General features: G+C 46.1%; 15 protein-coding genes. 10 read left to right on the top strand and 5 right to left on the bottom strand.

The genetic code is table 11. The annotated features are described in order from the left end of the window. The 3 genes from V1U08_RS07250 (at position 1) to V1U08_RS07240 (ending at position 2,787) form a co-directional block, all read left to right on the top strand. Complete coding sequence (locus V1U08_RS07250) at positions 1 to 1,098, top strand: amino acid ABC transporter permease (RefSeq protein ID WP_020333315.1); 1,098 nt, start codon at positions 1 to 3, stop codon at positions 1,096 to 1,098. A gap of 23 nt (positions 1,099 to 1,121) precedes the next feature. Then, entirely contained in the window at positions 1,122 to 1,871 is a 750-nt protein-coding gene (locus tag V1U08_RS07245) for an amino acid ABC transporter ATP-binding protein (RefSeq protein ID WP_020333316.1), read from the top strand. Between the two features lie 253 nt (positions 1,872 to 2,124). Then, positions 2,125 to 2,787 carry a Bax inhibitor-1/YccA family protein gene (locus tag V1U08_RS07240; protein ID WP_014231910.1) on the top strand — a complete coding sequence of 221 codons (663 nt, stop codon included), beginning with the start codon at positions 2,125 to 2,127 and terminating at the stop codon, positions 2,785 to 2,787. A 74-nt stretch (positions 2,788 to 2,861) separates the two neighbouring features. Here V1U08_RS07240 and V1U08_RS07235 read toward each other — a convergent pair whose 3' ends face one another. Continuing rightward, positions 2,862 to 3,236 (bottom strand): chromosome partitioning protein ParB, encoded by a 375-nt coding sequence (locus tag V1U08_RS07235; RefSeq protein WP_330470310.1) that lies wholly within the window; start codon positions 3,234 to 3,236, stop codon positions 2,862 to 2,864. Between the two features lie 369 nt (positions 3,237 to 3,605). Here V1U08_RS07235 and V1U08_RS07230 point away from each other — a divergent pair, with 369 nt between their 5' ends. Further along, positions 3,606 to 3,935: a TusE/DsrC/DsvC family sulfur relay protein gene (locus V1U08_RS07230; protein WP_014231912.1), complete on the top strand. Its 330-nt coding sequence runs from the start codon at positions 3,606 to 3,608 to the stop codon at positions 3,933 to 3,935. On the opposite strand, the gene yccX is transcribed toward V1U08_RS07230, so the two are convergent. Continuing rightward, positions 3,936 to 4,208: an acylphosphatase gene (gene yccX, locus V1U08_RS07225; RefSeq protein ID WP_014231913.1), complete on the bottom strand. Its 273-nt coding sequence runs from the start codon at positions 4,206 to 4,208 to the stop codon at positions 3,936 to 3,938. A gap of 276 nt (positions 4,209 to 4,484) precedes the next feature. On the opposite strand from yccX, the gene V1U08_RS07220 reads away from it, so the two are divergent. Next, the gene (locus V1U08_RS07220; protein ID WP_330470309.1) at positions 4,485 to 5,678 is read left to right on the top strand and encodes a class I SAM-dependent methyltransferase; all 1,194 of its coding nucleotides are present in this window, start codon (positions 4,485 to 4,487) and stop codon (positions 5,676 to 5,678) included. A gap of 61 nt (positions 5,679 to 5,739) precedes the next feature. Here the strand turns inward: V1U08_RS07220 and V1U08_RS07215 are convergent, their stop codons facing one another. Further along, positions 5,740 to 12,741, bottom strand: coding sequence for a Calx-beta domain-containing protein (locus V1U08_RS07215; RefSeq protein ID WP_330470308.1), 7,002 nt, complete (start codon positions 12,739 to 12,741; stop codon positions 5,740 to 5,742). 401 nt (positions 12,742 to 13,142) lie between these two features. Here V1U08_RS07215 and V1U08_RS07210 point away from each other — a divergent pair, with 401 nt between their 5' ends. From V1U08_RS07210 to V1U08_RS07195, 4 genes are all read left to right on the top strand, one after another. After that, complete coding sequence (locus V1U08_RS07210; RefSeq protein WP_330470307.1) at positions 13,143 to 14,459, top strand: TolC family outer membrane protein; 1,317 nt, start codon at positions 13,143 to 13,145, stop codon at positions 14,457 to 14,459. Between the two features lie 2 nt (positions 14,460 to 14,461). Next, entirely contained in the window at positions 14,462 to 15,082 is a 621-nt protein-coding gene (locus V1U08_RS07205) for an OmpA family protein (RefSeq protein WP_330470306.1), read from the top strand. A gap of 137 nt (positions 15,083 to 15,219) precedes the next feature. After that, positions 15,220 to 15,573, top strand: coding sequence for a DUF2750 domain-containing protein (locus tag V1U08_RS07200; protein WP_014231917.1), 354 nt, complete (start codon positions 15,220 to 15,222; stop codon positions 15,571 to 15,573). Positions 15,574 to 15,760: 187 nt separating this feature from the next. Beyond that, positions 15,761 to 17,722 (top strand): tetratricopeptide repeat-containing diguanylate cyclase, encoded by a 1,962-nt coding sequence (locus V1U08_RS07195; protein WP_330470305.1) that lies wholly within the window; start codon positions 15,761 to 15,763, stop codon positions 17,720 to 17,722. Positions 17,723 to 17,753: 31 nt separating this feature from the next. Here the strand turns inward: V1U08_RS07195 and queC are convergent, their stop codons facing one another. Both queC and queE read right to left on the bottom strand, forming a co-directional pair. Further along, on the bottom strand, positions 17,754 to 18,449 hold the full coding sequence (gene queC, locus V1U08_RS07190; RefSeq protein WP_014231919.1) for a 7-cyano-7-deazaguanine synthase QueC: 696 nt from the start codon (positions 18,447 to 18,449) through the stop codon (positions 17,754 to 17,756). A 14-nt stretch (positions 18,450 to 18,463) separates the two neighbouring features. After that, entirely contained in the window at positions 18,464 to 19,114 is a 651-nt protein-coding gene (queE, locus tag V1U08_RS07185) for a 7-carboxy-7-deazaguanine synthase QueE (RefSeq protein WP_237316934.1), read from the bottom strand. A 213-nt stretch (positions 19,115 to 19,327) separates the two neighbouring features. Here queE and V1U08_RS07180 point away from each other — a divergent pair, with 213 nt between their 5' ends. Further along, complete coding sequence (locus tag V1U08_RS07180; protein ID WP_014231921.1) at positions 19,328 to 20,137, top strand: Cof-type HAD-IIB family hydrolase; 810 nt, start codon at positions 19,328 to 19,330, stop codon at positions 20,135 to 20,137. The last annotated feature ends 56 nt before the right edge of the window (positions 20,138 to 20,193 follow it).

Raw genomic sequence — 20,193 nt, 5'->3', positions numbered from 1 at the left:
ATGAGTACACATCAATTTCAGCCTGATCTCCCACCGCCATCAAACACGGTCGGTGCGGTAGGTTGGATGCGTAAAAACCTGTTTAATGGACCAGTAAACTCTATTGTTACCATTATTCTCGCCTACTTAGCATTTACTGCTTTGTGGAACATCGTCGATTGGGCGTTCATCAATGCGGATTGGGTAGGAACAACACGTGATGCATGTAGCCGAGAAGGCGCGTGCTGGGTATTCATCAGCGTACGCTGGGATCAGTTCATGTACGGCTTCTACCCTGAGGCTGAACTATGGCGCCCTCGCCTGTTTTATATCTCGCTAGCTATCCTGACTGCGCTTGTTGCTTATGAAAAAACACCAAAGCGCATGTGGATTTGGCTATTTTTAGTCAATGTTTATCCATTCCTGGTTGCCGGTCTACTGTACGGCGGTGTGTTTGGACTTGAGGTGGTCGACACTCATAAATGGGGTGGATTACTTGTTACCTTAATCATCGCGCTTGTGGGTATCGTTGTCTCGTTACCGATTGGTATTGTCTTAGCTCTGGGCCGTCGCTCTGATATGCCAATTATTCGCAGCATGTGTACTGTCTACATCGAAGTATGGCGTGGTGTACCGCTAATCACCGTCTTATTCATGGCGTCGGTAATGTTGCCACTGTTTATGTCGGAAGGTTCAGAGACAGATAAACTCATCCGTGCACTTATCGGTGTGGTGATGTTTGCCGCAGCCTATATGGCAGAGGTGATTCGAGGTGGTTTACAAGCGATTCCAAAAGGGCAATACGAAGCAGCAGATGCTCTTGGTTTAAGCTACTGGAAGAAAACAGGGTTAATTATTTTACCTCAGGCTCTGAAGATCACGATTCCTTCTATTGTGAATACCTTCATCGGCCTGTTTAAAGATACCAGTCTGGTACTGATCATCGGTATGTTTGACGTACTGGGCATTGGGCAAGCAGCAAACACCGACCCTGAGTGGCTCGGATTTGCGACGGAAAGTTATGTATTTGTCGCGTTAGTGTTTTGGGTATTTTGTTTCGGCATGTCTCGCTATTCGATATGGCTCGAAAACAAACTTCATACCGGTCACAAACGATAACTCATTAAGATCAAGGACGTATTATGACGCAACAACAAAACTATATGATCCAGTTGAAGGACATGAACAAGTGGTACGGTGAGTTTCACGTACTGAAAAACATCAACTTAAACGTGAAAAAAGGTGAAAAGATCGTTATTTGTGGGCCTTCTGGTTCAGGAAAATCGACCATGATTCGCTGTATTAACCGATTGGAAGAGCATCAGGCAGGTGAAATCTTTGTTTCGGGAACCGAACTGACGGAAGACTTGAAAAACATCGAAGCGGTTCGTCGTGAAGTTGGCATGTGTTTTCAGCACTTCAACCTCTTCCCTCACCTGACCGTGTTGGAAAACTGCACGCTTGCGCCTATTTGGGTTAAAAAAATGCCGAAAGACGAAGCAGAAGCCATTGCGATGAAGTATCTTCAGCGCGTTAAGATCCCTGACCAAGCGGATAAATACCCGGGTCAGCTCTCTGGTGGCCAGCAACAACGTGTGGCAATCGCTCGTTCTTTGTGCATGAATCCAAAAGTGATGTTGTTTGACGAACCAACATCCGCACTCGACCCAGAAATGGTGCGTGAGGTGCTGGATGTTATGGTTGAGCTGGCAGAAGAAGGCATGACCATGTTGTGTGTAACGCACGAGATGGGTTTTGCGAAAGAAGTGGCTGACCGAGTGATCTTTATGGATGCCGGTGAAATCATCGAAGAAAATAATCCGAAAGATTTCTTCGAGAACCCGCAATCGGATCGTACTCAAAACTTCCTATCGCAAATTTTACACCATTAATATTTTGCGCTAGAGACACTCTAAAAAGGCACTGATTTCAATAGGAACAGTGCCTTTTTCAATACGTCGTCAGTTATGGTAACGTTATCTACGTTCGCTATATCTGGCAGTAATATTGTGTTACAAGTTATCACATACATAACGTCTTATTTCTATTATTATTTTGTCATAGCGATACATGGTTAGGGCTTGATTTTTTGAACTTTCAACCCCATAAATGTACTTATAAGAAAGTCTCTTATCGAGGAAGAATATGAACAGTCCAATGTTTACCCGCACTTCAACACAAGAAAGTGCTCTACAAACGAACAAAGTATTGCGTAATACATACGCCCTACTGTCGATGACGCTTCTATGGTCAGCTGTGGTTGCTGGCGTATCAATGGCGTTTAACCTACCACGTCCGGGCATCATCCTTATGTTGGTTGGTTTCTATGGTCTGCTTTTCCTAACAGAAAAGAACCGTAACAACAGCCTTGGATTGGTTTTCACCTTCCTGTTCACAGGTTTCTTGGGTTACACAATTGGTCCAATCCTAAACATGTACATCGGTGCAGGTATGGGTGACGTTGTACTAACCGCTCTAGGTGGTACGGCTATATCGTTTATGGCAGCCTCAGCATACGCGCTAACAACTAAGCGTGACCTATCTATGATGGGCGGCCTGATGTTGTCTCTGTTTGTGGTACTTGTGGTTGGTATGATTGCAAGCATCTTCATTCAGTCAACGATTCTACACTTGGCAATGAGCAGCTTGTTCATCGTGTTCTCAACCATGGCGATTCTGATGACGACTCAAGGCATCATCCGTGGCGGTGAGACGAACTACATCTCTGCGACAGTGACGCTATACGTATCAATCTACAACATCTTCATCAGCCTACTAAGCATTCTAGGCATCATGAACGACGACTAATCAGTCAGATTGAATAGAATTAAAAAAGCCCGAGGGTACACACCTCGGGCTTTTTGTTTGTTCATATATTGCTTTTACACTTGCTCGAGCTCGAGATCGACGACTTCATCCGCTTGAGGGTTCTGCCTAAAGCGCCTTACTTGAATAGTCTGCTCACCCATCATGATCTTTTTAGCGATTCGGTGCATACCATCAAACACTCTATAATCGCTGGTCAATATGACTGGATACGACAAATCCGCTTCGTTTATGCGCTTACAATGCAAGGCAATTTCACGACACGTCGGTAATGGCCCGTTAACATTGAACCATGTCACTTCATCTGGCCCATTGATTTGGTCGATTGGAATCTCTTCTATTGGCAATGATTCTGCTAGCTGCCAAATTCTTTCTATAAACCAAGTTGATTTCACGCTGTCATTAATTTCAACGTACCTTTGTTTCGACATGACTGACTCCCTGTCACCATTATTCAATTAAGCTCATCAAAGATAATACTCAATCAGAGTCAGTACAACGCTATAACTCACTCAATTTCAAAAGAAATCGCTAGTATCCTCGTCTTCACAAATGTAAGAGTAGCTGTAAAAACGATCAATTGGCGCATGTTTATGCAAAGTCAGCTGTATTTAACCCGAAGATTTTCTAACACAGTGAATGAATACCTAAATTTTTGAATAAACAAATAAAAAGCAACCTACGCCATAATTTGGTTGCTTTTACTGCGCTTGAACGCATGGTGTGATTATTTAGTTGAGAAGTTCCACGCCTGTACGCTAATCTATAAACATCAAAGATTACTTAACGGATAGAACGTTATGTTCGTTTACAACGGCAAAGAAATTGAAACCGATGCTCAGGGTTACTTGTTGGACCATACTCAATGGGAAGAAGGTATGATTGAGTTATTGGCAGAAGAAGAAGGCATTGAGCTAACCGAAGCGCACTTAGAAGTCGTCCACTTTGTTCGCGACTTTTATGAAGAGTTCAACACCTCCCCAGCAGTAAGAATGTTGGTTAAGGCGATGGAAAAAGCGCACGGACCAGAAAAAGGCAACAGCAAATACCTGTTTAAGCTATTCAAAAAAGGCCCTGCAAAGCAGGCGACCAAACTGGCTGGACTCCCGAAACCAGCGAAATGCCTTTAATCATAAAATTTTGAAGCCGCGGTATGGTTTATATGAAGCGTTTTCATGCGATACGCTTTCGACAGTTGCCGTCCGTGGCCCCTCTTTCAACCACTCAGTAAACTCATCAATTTGCGTTTCAGTGCCGCAGGCAACCACTTCCACATCGCCATTGTTTAGGTTTTTAGCGTAGCCAGTCAAACCTAGCTTCAATCCCTGATGTGAGGTTTGATACCGAAACCCAACCCCTTGAACAAGACCTTTTACTACATACTTTTCACACTTCAGATTCATCGTTATTTCGCTTCTTATAATGGTTATTGCAGACCCATCGAGCCCTTCAATAAGCGTAGCGGGTTCTAAATCAATTATGGAAGAAAATCCGACAGGCGGGATTGATAAGTCTCTCATTCACCTAAATTTCAAATAAAGTGGGCTTGATTTTAAGCAACAACTCCAAAAGTGACACCGTAACTCGCAATAAAACCAACTGATTCCCAATGGTTATTGCTTTTACCAGCAACATCCCGGACAATACGCCCCTTTCAAAATTCAACAAGAGCTAAAGAAATGACAGCTGCTATCTATTTGGTTAAAGGTCGTGAGAAATCGGTTAAGCGTAAGCACCCATGGATCTTCTCTCGAGGCATCAATAAAGTTGAGGGCGAACCTGCGCTTGGCGAAACGGTTGATGTATTCACTCACGACGGTAAATGGTTAGCAAAAGCGGCATATTCACCGGAATCTCAAATCCGTGCTCGTATTTGGAGCTTTGAAAAAGAGGACATTAACAAAGCGTTTTTCGTCAAACGTTTTAAAGATGCACAGCTTCTACGTGAAGACGTTATCGAACGTGATGGACTAAGCGGCTACCGCTTAGTTGCGGCAGAGTCTGACGGCTTACCAGGCGTGACTATCGACCGTTACCAGAACTTCTTCGTCTGTCAGTTATTAAGTGCTGGCGCAGAGTACAACAAACAGGCAATCGTAGACGCGCTTGTTGAGTGCTTCCCAGACTGTAACGTTTACGAACGTTCTGATGTGGCGGTACGTAAAAAAGAAGGCTTGAAAGAAACCACAGGCGTTTTACATGGTGAAGAGCCACCAAAATCTGTGGTAATCGAAGAGAACGGCGTCAAAATCAGTGTCGATATCGTTGGTGGCCATAAAACCGGTTTCTACCTGGACCAACGTGACAGTCGTCAACAAGCGATGAAATACATGAAGGATAAAGAAGTCCTAAACTGCTTCTCTTATACCGGCGGCTTTGGTCTTTATGCACTTAAAGGCGGAGCAAAGCGTGTTATCAACGCGGACGTTTCTCAACCAGCTCTGGACACGGCAAAATTTAACGCCGAACTGAACGAGTTCGACATTTCTAAGAAGCGTGCTGTTTTCCTAAACGCAGACGTGTTTAAGTTGCTACGCGAGTACCGCGATCAAGGTACTCAATTTGATGTGGTGATTATGGACCCACCAAAGTTTGCCGAGAGCAAAGCGCAGCTGAATGGCGCATGTCGCGGTTATAAAGACATCAACATGCTGGCGATGCAAATCCTAAAGCCTGGTGGCACTCTGCTTACTTACTCTTGCTCTGGCTTAATGGACCAAGTCCTGTTCCAAAAAATCATCGCGGATGCAGCAGTAGATGCGAATCGCCAAGTTAAGTTTGTTGAGCGTTTTGAACAAGCGGCAGACCACCCAACTGACACGGCCTACCCAGAAGGTTTTTATCTGAAAGGCTTTGCTTGTAAAGTGCTTTAGACCTCATTCAAGTATCAAATAAAAAACGGAGCTTTCGCTCCGTTTTTGTACTTAAAGGCATCTATTCTCGTAAATGTTCCAGATTACTAATCAAGCTATTCGCAATATCTGCCGCAGAAGCACCGTCAAAATTAACCTCTAAATCCATACCACCTTTATGAATCATCAAGGTTGAATTAGGGCCTCTTTCCGTCACGGTGATACTAATATCGTCAACTTGTCCGCTGTAATCGCCAGAACCCAAGTCATCAAGCAATAGCGAGATGTCACTCTGACTCACATCTTCAAACAAATCAGCAAAATCAAGCTGATCACCAGTTTCGAAGTCAGTAACGGTGTCTGTAGCAGACTTCATTTCTGTCCATTTGAAGACGTCGTCACCTTCACCGCCCGTCAAGATATCATCGCCTAAACCACCGATTAAAATATCATTACCGCTGGTGCCGATTAACTCATTGTCTTGCTCGTCACCCATAATGACGTTGGACTCGGCATCTGCCGCCGCGGTCAATGTGAGCGATTGAGTATTGTAGTCAGCCGTTGCGACAGACTCAGCAGTGACGTTATTGAAGTCAACAGATACGGTTGCTTCGTTACTTAGCGCACCATCAGTATCGATTGCCTGATAAGTAAAGTCATCGTTCACATCAGTAAAGCTGGTAATTTCAGTCCCAACTAAGGTGAAGCCCGCTTTATCACTTGAACTGTTGGTTTCTGGAGTAAGTCGAATTTCATCAAAGCTACCATTCGCCATATCAACTGTGATAAAACCTTCATGGTTACTTGTATAAGTAATATCAGTTGAGTAAAACTGCTGCACATCAACAAGAGCACCATTTAGGAAGATGTACGCCGTTAACCATGCAGCACCACTATTGAAACGGTCATTCAGACTGGCTAAATTCAGTTTCGCTTCATTTGCTGATAAATCCTCATCCAACTCTAGCGTAATATACTCACCAGTACTGATTTCATCACCCTGACCCGTTTCACTAGGAGAAATAACAACTAACCCGACCTGTTGATTTGCAAAATCGACTGAGATCTGAGCGTCGGAATCAAAGATGATGCTGTTACCAATGGTGATTATCTGACCTCCAGTGAACGTTAAGTTCGAGTTAGGTGGTGTATAAGAACCAACCAAGATATCTTTCCCTTGATCTTCAAGAAGATCAGCCGAATCAAAGCTCTGCTCATCAAAGAAGTCATCAGTCAGACGGTACTTAATATCTGTATTTTCATACAACTTGTTATTCGGATCATTTAAAAAGTCCTGATCAATGATGACTTCTACACCATTGTCCAGATAATAAAGCTCTCCATGTTCAGGTAATGAAGTTATAACAATTTCAAGATCGGCATCATTTGCACCATTGGCATCATCTTCGAGGTCTTCAACTCGCTGTTCATTGGCGCTTGTTAGACCATCAAAATCTACATCCTGAACAGGGAACATACCTTCTTCAACATTGAGAGAGATGATGAAATCACGGGCTGTTGGAGGTGAGTTGTCCACGATAGTCGCTAGACCTGTGTCACTGCCTTGTACTGGGCCTAAGCCAGTTACGGTTACGCTGAAATCTTCCGGACCTTCGTATACACCGTCATCGATAGACTCGATACGTAGGTCAAATTCAGTCATGCCCGCTGGCACCGTCACGACACCACCGACAGGCACGGCAACCCAACCTGAACCGGTATTGTATTCTAGCGTGCCAAGGTCACCTGCTACTGTTTCATCCGGGTTTAGTGTCAACTGAACCTGCACCGCCGCTTCTGAAGCATTACTCAATGACACGGTAAATGTAGCGAAATTACCTTCATCAATGGTACCTGCATCCGAGATAGACACAGTTGGACGATCGTCGTCCGTTTTAGTGCCATCATCCACGATGGTCGCCAGACCAGTATCGGTGCCCTGCACTGCGCCCAAACCATTCACGGTAACACTGAAGCCTTCTGGTCCTTCGTATACTTCATCATCGATGGTCGCAATACGCACATCAAATTCCGTCATCCCCGCCGGTACGGTCACGATGCCATCCCCAGGTACTTCCTCCCAGCTCGAACCGGTGTAGTATTCAAGCGTGCCAAGGTCACCCACTTCTGTTTCGTCTAGGTTTAATACCAACTGCACTTGAACTGCACCTTCCGAAGGATTGCTCAATGACACAGTAAAGGTCGCTGTGGCCCCCTCATCTACGGTACCAGCATCTGAGATAGAGACGCTTGGACGATCATCGTCAGGGTTAGGACCAGGGCCGTTACCACCGTCGTAAATAATACCCAGTGCAGTGTCGGTACCAAGTACTCCTGTAGCACCTTGGACTGCAACCGTGAAGGTTTCATCACCTTCATACACATCGTCGTCCGTGGTTGGTACAAACAATTTGAGATCGGTTTGACCCGCTGGAATGGTGTACGTACCATCACTGTTGGCGGTCACTACTGTTCCATCCAACAATGTAACCTTAACAGCGCCGATGTCGCCAGGTTCAGCAGTATTAGCTCCTCCTGTTGACGTGTTCAATCTTACCGTCACGTCGATGTCTGCCGCTGCCGATAACCTGACCGTATAAACAGCGTCAGTGCCTTCATTTACACCCACGCTATTTTCTACGATATAAACACTTGGACGGTCGTCATCCGGGTTAGGACCAGGACCGTTACCACCGTCGTAAATAATGCCCAGCGCACTGTCACTGCCGACAACGCCCGTGTCGCCTTGTACCGCCACGGTGAAGGTTTCATCCCCTTCGTAAACATCATCGTCTGTGGTTGGTACCGTCACTTTCAGTTCGGTTTCACCGGCTGGAATGGTGTATGTGCCGTCAGGATTCGCGGCGGCGACCGTCACGCCATCAGCCAGAGTCACCACAAAGCTACCAATGTCGTCCGCTTCCGCCGTGTTGCTGCCGTCGGTTGAGGTGTTCAACCTGACGGTCACATCGATATCGGCCGCCGCGGATAACTTAACGGTATACACCGCGTCGGTACCTTCATTCACACCCACGCTATCTTCAACGATAGAGACACTTGGACGGTCATCATCCGGATCGGGATCCGGGCCGTTACCACCATCGTAAATAATGCCCAACGCGCTGTCACTGCCGACAACGCCCGTGTCACCTTGTACCGCCACGGTGAAGGTTTCATCCCCTTCGTAAACATCATCGTCTGTGGTTGGCACCGTCACTTTCAGCTCGGTTTGACCCGCTGGAATGGTGTAGGTACCGTCACTGTTGGCATTCACTACGGTCACGCCATCGGCCAGGGTCACCACAAAGCTACCAATGTCGTCCGCTTCCGCCGTATTGCTGCCGTCGGTTGAGGTGTTCAACCTGACGGTCACATCGATATCGGCCGCTGCGGATAACTTCACGGTATACACCGCGTCGGTACCTTCGTTCACACCCACGCTGTCTTCAACGATAGAGACACTTGGACGGTCGTCATCCGGTTCGGGATCCGGGCCGTTACCACCGTCGTAAATAATGCCCAACGCACTGTCACTGCCGAGCACACCCGTGTCACCTTGTACCGCCACGGTGAAGGTTTCATCCCCTTCATAAACGTCATCGTCTGTGGTTGGCACCGTTACTTTCAGCTCGGTTTGACCTGCAGGAATGGTGTAGGTACCGTCACTGTTGGCATTCACTACGGTCACGCCATCGGCTAAGGTCACTACAAAGCTACCAATGTCGTCCGCTTCCGCTGTGTTGCTACCGTCGGTTGAGGTGTTCAACCTGACGGTCACATCGATATCGGCCGCCGCAGATAACTTAACGGTATACACCGCGTCGGTACCTTCATTCACACCCACGCTGTCTTCAACGATAGAGACACTTGGACGGTCATCATCCGGATCGGGATCCGGGCCGTTACCACCGTCGTAAATAATGCCCAACGCGCTGTCACTGCCAAGAACGCCCGTGTCGCCTTGTACCGCCACGGTGAAGGTTTCATCCCCTTCGTAAACATCATCGTCTGTGGTTGGTACGGTCACTTTCAGCTCGGTTTGACCCGCTGGAATGGTGTACGTACCGTCACTGTTGGCACTCACCACGGTCACGCCATCGGCTAAGGTCACTACAAAGCCACCAATGTCGTCCGCTTCCGCTGTGTTGCTACCGTCGGTTGAGGTGTTCAACCTGACGGTCACATCGATATCGGCCACCGCGGATAACTTCACGGTATACACCGCATCGGTGCCTTCGTTCACACCCACGCTGTCTTCAACGATAGAGACACTTGGACGGTCATCATCGATTAAGGTGCCATCGTCTACAATGGTCGCGGTTCCTGTGTCTTGCCCCTGAACGACTCCTATGCCAGTCACAGTCACACTGAAGTCTTCAGGTCCCTCATACACATCATCTGACGTAGTGCCAATGCGCACATCAAATTCCGTCATGCCCGCCGGTACGGTGACTAGTCCACCTACTGGCACTTCTACCCATCCTGAACCAGTGTTGTATTCCAGGATACCCAAATCGCCGACTTCGGTCTCATCTGGGTTTAATGCCAACTGAACCTGGACCGCATCTTCAGACGCATTGCTTAACGTCACGGTAAAGGTCGCAGTGCTACCTTCGTCAATCGTACCTGCATCGGAGATCGATACGCTTGGACGGTCATCGTCTGGATCCGGCTCAGGGCCACTGCCATCATCGACGATGGTTGCCAGGCCAGTGTCGCTGCCCTGAACAGCATCAACGCCAGTCACGGTCACGCTGAAATCTTCCGCGCCCTCGTAAACCTCATCCTGAACGGAGGCAACACGCACATCAAACTCGGTCATGCCGGCTGGTACGATCACCATGCCATCGACAGGCACACTCACCCAGCCAGAGCCGGTATTGTATTCGAAGGTACCCAAATCGCCCGCTTCGGTTTCCCCTGGATTTAGAGTGAGTTGAACCTGTACTGCGGCTTCCGAAGCATTACTCAAGGACACTGTAAAGGAAGCGATATCGCCTTCATCGACAATACCCGCATCTGAAATCGATACGCTTGGACGATCATCATCTGGATCCGGCTCAGGACCACTGCCATCATCGACGATGGTTGCCAGGCCAGTGTCGCTGCCCTGAACGGCACCAATGCCGGTTACGGTAACGCTGAAGTCTTCCGCGCCCTCGTAAACCTCATCCTGAACGGAGGCAACACGCACATCGAACTCGGTCATGCCGGCTGGTACGGTCACCATGCCATCGACAGGCACACTCACCCAGCCAGAGCCGGTATTGTATTCTAAGGTACCCAAATCGCCCGCTTCGGTTTCCCCTGGATTTAGAGTGAGTTGAACCTGTGCCGCGGCTTCCGACGCATTACTCAAGGACACCGTAAAGGAAGCGATATCGCCTTCATCGACAATACCCGCATCTGAAATCGACACGCTTGGACGGTCATCGTCTGGATCCGGCTCAGGGCCACTACCATCATCGACAATGGTCGCAAGACCGGTATCGCTGCCCTGAACGACATCAATGCCAGTCACGGTCACGCTGAAATCTTCCGCGCCTTCGTAAACCTCATCTTGAGTTGACGCAACACGCACATCAAACTCGGTCATGCCTGCTGGTACGGTCACCAAGCCATCGACGGGCACAGTCACCCAGCCAGAGCCGGTATTGTATTCTAAGGTACCCAAATCGCCCGCTTCGGTTTCCCCTGGATTTAGAGTGAGTTGAACCTGTACTGCGGCTTCCGAAGCATTACTCAAGGACACCGTAAAGGAAGCGATATCGCCTTCATCGACAATACCCGCATCTGAAATCGATACGCTTGGACGGTCATCGTCTGGATCCGGCTCAGGGCCACTGCCATCATCGACGATGGTTGCCAGGCCAGTGTCGCTGCCCTGAACGGCACCAATGCCGGTTACGGTCACACTGAAGTCTTCCGCGCCCTCGTAAACCTCATCTTGAGTTGACGCAACACGCACATCAAACTCGGTCATGCCTGCTGGTACAGTGACCATGCCATCGACGGGCACAGTCACCCAGCCAGAGCCGGTATTGTATTCTAAGGTACCCAAATCGCCCGCTTCGGTTTCCCCTGGATTTAGAGTGAGTTGAACCTGTACCGCGTCTTCCGAGGCATTACTCAAGGACACTGTGAAGGAAGCGATATCGCCTTCATCGACAATACCCGCATCTGAAATCGACACGCTTGGACGGTCATCATCCGGATCAGTTCCCGGACCGGTTCCGTCATCTAAAACAGTTGCAGTACCAGAAACAGGCGTCGTTTGGTCTACGGTTGTGCCAGTCAAGGTAAAGGTTTCTGGACCTTCATAAATATCGTCATCAACCGTATCTAAACTGACCGTGAAAGACTGCTCTCCAATTGGGAGAGAAACTGTGAACGTCCCGTCTTCATTCACTTGGATTTCTTGAGTCGTACCATCTGATAATGTGACGATAACGGTGGTATTTACGTAGTCAGTTCCCTCTTCGCCAGCAGAGCCGCCGACTGCTGAGCCATCACCCAAAGTCATTTCAATATCCGTTATGACTTCGGTTGCCTGATCTAAAGTGACGTCAAAAACGACTTGGTCACCTTCATTGACTGTTGGGCTGGATATTTCTTGAACGACGACCTCTGCAGGCAGTGGTGTGACTTGAGGAGCAGGAGCTTGCGGTTGGAAAATATCCAACAGTGTCTGAACTTGAGTACTAGAAAATCCTGTTCCATTTATGCCAACTGTCTCAAAATTAGTACTAGCTAGTACTTCAGTACCAGTTCGGTTAATCGCCCCTGTAGTTTGAGGGCTCGAACCGTTTACTCCACCAGCAGCTGTCTCAAAGTCTTCACCAAGCTGTGTAGGGTCCTGTCCCTGACCGATAGCTTCAATCAGGGCGGTAATGTCATCCGTCACATTGATCGAGCTGCCTTGCGGTGTAACTTGCTCAACAACTAGCTCCGAAGTATCTGAAACCTCTTCGATTATTAATTCACCAGGCTTTGGAGACTCTCCTTTTGCAAGGGTTCTTATATTCCCATCAAGCCCGATCACGACTATGTTGCCCATTAAAGAGCTCAAAGTTACTCGATCCATACCTACCTCGCCCCAATTCAAACTAATCCAAAAGTTTGTCACCTTTTAATTTACGACTATAGTTTAGACAAAATCATCATATTTTTCGTTGTATGTTTGGTGCTTACGAAGCTTTTCAACTCAAGGGGCGGGGTTTTCTAAAAGCGGGTAAATGCACAGTCTGCGGACCGTTATGATGTTCAAAATTCAAGCTTTTTTCCTGTTTTGGCCTATTGGTTGGTTAAGCAACTATTGACCTATGCGCCACGGTTTATACAGGTAAATCCGTGGGTTTTCTAATCAAAAGCCTTGGTTTAACAGTAGGTTGATCTATTCCTAACTCAAACACTGTTAATTGTGGTGTTCTGTCTCACCAATGAGATAAAACAACAAAAAGAATCACGATTTTTAGGAGAATTACCGTGAAATGGAACCGACTCAAATACGCCTGTTGTTGCAGCTTAATGGTGTCTATACCCGTTTTCGGTCAAACGTTAGAGCAAGCAGTGACATTGACGTTACAAAACAACCCAGATATTAAAAGTGCATTCAACGAATTTACGAGTAAGCGGTACGTAAATGATGCTTCTACAGGTGCTTACCTACCATCTATTGATTTGGATGCGGGGATTGGTTACGAAGGTCTGGACCCGTCTGACGAGGTAGCTCGCGGCGACACAGACTACACCAGAAAAGAAGCGTCGATCACGTTGACCCAATTGATTTGGGACGGCAGTGCGACGCTGAATGACATTGACCGAACAGCTGCCGATGCAGAATCGGTAAGGTTCCAACTCTTAGCTGATGCGTCAGACAAGGCACTTGAGGTCGCAAAAGTTTACTTAGATGCCGTAAAAGCCTATGAAGTATTGAAACTATCAGAAGACAACCTTGCGGTTCACAAAGATATCTATTCAGACATTTCAAAGCGCGTCACGTCTGGCATTGGGTCAACCGCTGATTTAACCCAAGTGGAAGCTCGTATCGCTAAAGCACACGGTAACCTTGCCGCAGCACAAAATAACCTGTACGACACCCATACGATGTTTACACGCTTAGTCGGACAATCACCTCAAGGGTTAATCTTTCCTAGAGCTGATGAAAACTTCCTCCCTTACACGGTGGATGAGGCGGTAAGTACGGCATACGAACTCCATCCTGTGATTCAAGTAGCTCTTGCAGATGTCGACTCAGCGAAGTTCCAGTACAAACAATCAAAAGGTGTGTACTACCCAACAATTTCGATAGAGGCATCGCAAACATGGCGAGATGATGCGGATGGTCTTAAAGGCCGAAGTGATGAAACCTTAGCTATGCTTCGACTTCGTTATAACTTGTTTAACGGCGGCAGTGATGTCGCTAACGCAGACAGTTTCGCTTACCAACTTAACAAAGCGAAAGATTTACGAGAAAGCGCGTACCGAAATGTGGAGGAAGGGTTAAAACTTTCTTGGACAGCGCTGGATTTAACACTCCAACAAAAAGAATTTTTGTCGGATCACGTAGACTCTGCTTCTGAAACGGTGATTGCCTACGAAAAGCAATACAAGATAGGTCAACGAACCCTTCTTGATGTTTTGAACACACAAAATGAACTGTTTGAAGCGCGTAAAGACTACCTTGACGCAAAATATGCAGAGCAGTTTGCAAAATATCGAGTAATGAACGCAACAGGTCAGCTTCTCAGTGCATTGAGAGTCGAAGTTCCACAAGAATGGCTAGATAAGGTGGAGTACTAATTATGAAATACATAACTATTATTGCACTATCATTCGCAGTGGCTGCGTGTAGTTCTTCACCAGATGAAAACGGTGACGAATATGAATACATGGATACACCTGTCGCTGAGCAGAGTGCCGATCACCTTGATGATGATAGTGACGGTGTGATCAACGAAAGGGATTTGTGCCCGGGTACACCAGAAGGTTCTGACATAGACAACGATGGTTGTGGTGAATATGAAAACTCATCAGAGAAAATGCAGCTCCGAGTTCTGTTTGCCAATGATTCAGATGTCATCAACCCTGTGTTTTCGCAGCAGATATACGAGTTGTCTAATTTTTTGAAAGAGTATCCTGAAACCTCTATTGAAATTCAGGGTTACGCGAGCCGTACAGGTACGCCAGAACACAACCTGGACCTTTCTAAACGACGCGCGAATAACGTTAGAAATAAGCTGCTGAGTAACGGAATAAGCCCGGAAAGAGTGACTATCGTCGGGTACGGAGATACTGTTCTGGCAACATCAGGAACCGATGAAGTAAGTCATGCTCAAAACCGACGAGTGACGGCAACCGTGATCGGGTATAAAGGCGAAGTAAAAAAAGAGTGGACAGTCTTTACGACGCTACCAAAGAATTAACCTGAATATTGCCACCATTAAATTAAACAAAGGAGCTTCGGCTCCTTTCCTTTTAGCAACGATGCAAACCGTATTATGCTTTAGGAATCCGCCCTTTAATGTTAACCTAGCTACGTCATAACAATGAGAGTTTTGAAATGAGCAAACTTACATCAGATATCCAAGAAAACCTTGACCTTTTCGTGTCCGAAACTAAAGAAAACCAGTTAGTTTGGGGTCTGCGTAACGAAGAAGGTTGGCTATCCTGCGATTCGACTGAATTCGAAAATAGTGAAGTTATGCCTTTCTGGTCATCGAAAGAAGATGCAGAAGCACATAACGTTGAAGAGTGGGCTGATTTCGATGTCCTGGAAATTCCTTTGGATATTTTTGTAGAAGATTGGCTTCTTACTCTTGCTGAAGATGGTGTTCTTGTTGGCACTAACTGGAACGCGCAGTTAGAAGGCAAAGAAATGGAACCACAAGATCTAGCAAAACTTTATGTAGACTAATTGATGAGACCTCAGCCCACAAAGCTGGGGTCTTTTAATTTAGTATTTTTATAACTTTCACTCCAAATATCGACAAAGCGCATAGTTTTTGTCACTCTTTTCGCCTTTACATACTTCACTGATTCATACAACTCAGTAGATAATGAGTAATCTATCCATACAAAAGTAATATCGATAACATCATAATATGCGCACGCTGTATCTCCTGCTCTGCCTCTTGCTTTTTTGTCGTCCGGCCTATAGTCACCCTCACTACAGCCAACAAAATCAGAACGTTACTCAATGGCATTCAGTTTATCAGGCTACATTAAAAACCAATGCCAAGTCAGCGCTCAGCCTGCTTCAAAGCCGCTATCACACCGCAAAATATGAAAGTGAGAAGCTGTATGTAAGTGGTTTGATTTATGAATACATGTCTAACATGAAACAGCCCTATTATGGCAATAGCCAAGGGCGAAACAATGCGTTTGCCACGCTCGAAGCCGAATACATTCTCGCTTTAAATGAGCGAAGACAAGGCAGCTATGATGCGTCGGTAAAGAGCTTTATCTCGCTAAGAAATAAGATGAAACAAAGTGCTAGCATCGAGGGTGAAGCCCTGATGAATTACCAACTTTGTTACACCTTGAATCAACAAGGGCGTTACCACAAAGCGCATTTTTTCTGCTCATCGTTAGAAAGCCATTTTGATAATAAGCATCAGGAGAACTTCCCGAAAGATCTCTCGCTTCGCGTCATCGCCAATAACTACAATTTTCGTGGCGACTATGAAAAATCGATAAGCGTATACCGTCGACTTCTTGCAAATATGCCCTATCAGAGCGACCCGTCTGGAGTCTATAACGATGTTGGTAATTTATTGGCAGAGCTCGGGCAGTTTGAGCAATCTGAACAATATCTAATACAGGCCCTGCTTGCTCGTCAACAAGATGGAACACCAGTCGAAGTAGCACAGGTCGAGCACAGCCTTGCTGCCATGTATGCCAAAGCCAAAGACTTTGATAAAGCCATTACACACTATAAAAACTCACTCACTATTCTAGAGCAGTTTGAGTATCCATACGGTCAGGGTTTAGTCTATCTTGGCCTTTCATCAGCTGAAGCCGAATCTGGCAATGTGGAAGAGGCGCTCAAGTATGTGAATCAAGCCTTGGGACTTGGTGAACGGTACGAAAATAACCATCTTCAAACCGAAGCGCACTTAGCCGCAGGTTTTGCATACCTGAAAAGCTTGGATGCCAAGACTGCGATTGAGCACGCTAATTCTGCGCTAAGATTATCGACGGACAATTCACGGCCATTACTACAAGCCAAGGCTCAACTGCTGCTTTCTAAGGCTTATCAGGCCCTGAATAACTTTCAAGCCGCTTTGTTACATTACGAAGCGTATTCAACATTAGAGTTGGCAAATCGTGATTCAAAAAACATGAAAGCGATGGAAGCTCTGGACCTCACAAAAAATGAGTATGAGTACGATCTTAATCTTGCTCGCTTAAACATTGAGCGCAATCTAAAACAAACTGAATTTGAGAAACTTACAGAACAAAAAACCATCTATAACTTTATTGTTTTCTGTTTGGTGGTTTTACTCATACTGACAGTTGTCGTGCAGCGACAGGCTAGGAAAAAGGCGCGTTTAGATAGTTTGACCAGCGCTTTGAATCGTTCCACCAGTATTGAAACGATAAAGAGACAGGCAACAAAAACAGACGGAGAATTACGCTATGTCCTCGCGTTGGTCGATTTAGATAACTTTAAGTCAATTAATGATGCTTACGGACATCCGGCAGGAGACTTGGTACTCAAGCAGGTTTGTCAGAAAATCAGCACGAAGTTGAACAAAGATGACTTTATTGGGCGCTTAAGTGGTGAAGAGTTTGTTCTACTACTTAAGAATGTTGATGAAATCGATGTCCCATTCCGACTTCAGAGCCTACACAAAACGATTTCAGAACTAAGCATCAAAACAGAAAAGAATGAAGAAGTCGTTGTAACAGCAAGCTTGGCCTACCTCGCGACATCAAATCCATTAACTCATTTTGATGAACTTTATTCGATTTTAGACCAAGCGCTATCTCAGGCAAAAAGCAGCGGCAGTAATGTGTTTGTCGATGCTTACGACCAGCCTGTTAACCTGAGTAAGGGATAATACCAGTCTCACTGGAGTTATCCCTTATGTATCAAGCTTCGGAATTTTGTTTTTCAACCAATGACTGCATAACCGCGTCTTTGTTATTCAGGTAGTCCTCTAAACCTGCTTTACGCAGATCACAGGATGGACAATCACCACAACCATCGCCGATGATGCCGTTGTAACAAGTAAGCGTATTTTCGCGAACCAGTTGCAGCGCATCATACTGGTCAGCTAGCGCCCAGGTTTCCGCTTTGTTCAGCCACATCAATGGAGTTTTAATCGTCAACTCACGATCCATACCTTTTACCAAAGCGGCATTCATTGCTTTCACGAAGTCATCACGACAGTCAGGGTAGCCACTAAAGTCGGTTTCACAAACGCCAGTGATAACTGTCTCTGCACCAATCTGATAGGCATAAATGCCCGCTAGTGTTAAAAATAGAATGTTGCGCCCAGGAACGAACGAGTTCGGCAGGCCATTTTCTTGCAGTTCATGCGAGACAGGAATGTCATCACGAGTAAGAGAGCTGATAGCCAGTTCGTTTAACAAGCCCACATCCATCACTTTATGCGCTGCAACACCCAAATCTTTCGCTACCTGTTGAGCTACCTCGATCTCGAGTTTGTGACGCTGACCATAGTCAAAAGTGATCGCGTGTACTTCATCAAATTCTTTCAGTGCCTGAACAAGACAGGTAGTTGAATCCTGCCCTCCACTAAAAACAACGACGGCTTTTTTCATGTTACTCTCCGAGCTTAAGCAATACTTAGGTATTTATGAGTTTGAATCGACAAGCGCCAATTGCGAGCAACACAGGTATCAATACACAATTGAGTTGCGCGAGGCTTCTGGCTTATCGGCTGCAGAGCAATGATCGTCTGCGGTGTAATTTCAGCAGACGCTAATAGCTCATCAAGATGGTCGATATCTTTCTGAGTCCCTACCGGATGCTTGATTTCATTCGCTCTTTCCAATGCGCTTTTCAGCACGGGTAATTTGCCTTTCATTGCCACTTTTGGTGACACTGTCACCCAGGTTTTCTCTGTCGTCACGACTTCTGACGTACCACTGGTCTCAATCTGGCACTGGCAACCCATGTCTTCAAACGCTTGTGCCAACGGGCGTAAATCATAAATACACGGCTCACCGCCAGTAATAACGATATGCTTTGCGTTGAAACCTTGCTTCTTATATTGCTCTACGATGTCTTCTGCCGTTGCAACACACCACGTCGGTGAATCTTCCGTCTTAATCAGAATATCACCAATCGAACGTTGGTCCTCTTCTGCCGCTTCCCACGTCTGTTTCGTGTCACACCATGAACACCCAACCGGGCATTCTTGAAGACGAACAAAAACAGCAGGAACGCCAGTAAAGACCCCTTCTCCTTGGATGGTTTCAAACATCTCATTTAGCTTATACAACGTAGAACTCACTCACTCATAATACTTCGAGGCGAAGACCTTAATGGAGAGCTGTGTCTAGGTCAATTCAAACCAAAAATTAATTGTTAAAATAGACCATTTTGTAGTTTCATAGGCAGGACGCATTTTTAGTGGTTGTTAATAAAAGGTTGTTAATAAAATCACGCCGCAATTTTGAATTTTAAGGTAAGTAACATGTATAAACTGATCGCCCTAGACATGGACGGCACGTTGTTAAACAGCGAAAAAGTAATTTCAGATGAGAACAAACAAGCGATCGCCAAAGCTCGAGAGGCTGGCGTAACCGTTGTTTTGGCCTCTGGTCGTCCAATCGATGGCATGCAAGATAAGTTAGATGAGCTGGACATTCGTTCAGACAAAGATTTCGTTCTCTACTACAACGGCTCAATGGTGAAAAACATTGGCACAAATGAAATCATCCACCAGCAAATCATCGACGGTAAAGCAGCAAAATTGGTCGCTCAAAAAGCAAAAGAACTCGGCGCTTATGTACATGCGTTTAGTCAGGTTCACGGATTGATCACTAACGAAAACAACCCTTACACCGATATTGAAGCAAAAATTAACGGCCTTAATGTCACCGAAATGTGCTTTGAATCTCTGGAAGATGACCACCCAATTATCAAAGCGATGATGGTTGCAGAGCCAAGCAAGCTAACCGAAGTCATTGCTGCATTGCCTTCGGAAATGCGTGACAAATTTACCGTCGTTCAGAGCGCGGCATACTTCCTGGAATTTCTTAACCCATTAAGCAATAAAGGCATTGGTATTGCTGCGATTGCTGAGCACTTATCTATTAAACCGGAAGAAGTGATTTGTATGGGTGATGCAGAAAACGATCATCATATGTTGGAATTTGCGGGCTTAGGCATCGCGATGGAAAACGCCATGGAAGAAACCAAAAAGATCGCCGACTACATCACGGCAAGTAACGATGACCATGGTGTGGCAAGAGCTATCGAAAAGTTTGTTCTGAACGCTTAATAAACTCAGCTTTAACATTTCAGTCCAAATAACAAACGGCACTCAATCTAAGGGTG

Source organism: Vibrio sp. YYF0003 (genome assembly GCF_036350715.1).
GTDB lineage: Bacteria > Pseudomonadota > Gammaproteobacteria > Enterobacterales > Vibrionaceae > Vibrio > Vibrio natriegens.
Note: the sequence above shows the minus strand (reverse complement) of the source record. Positions and strands in the feature narration are given on the sequence as shown.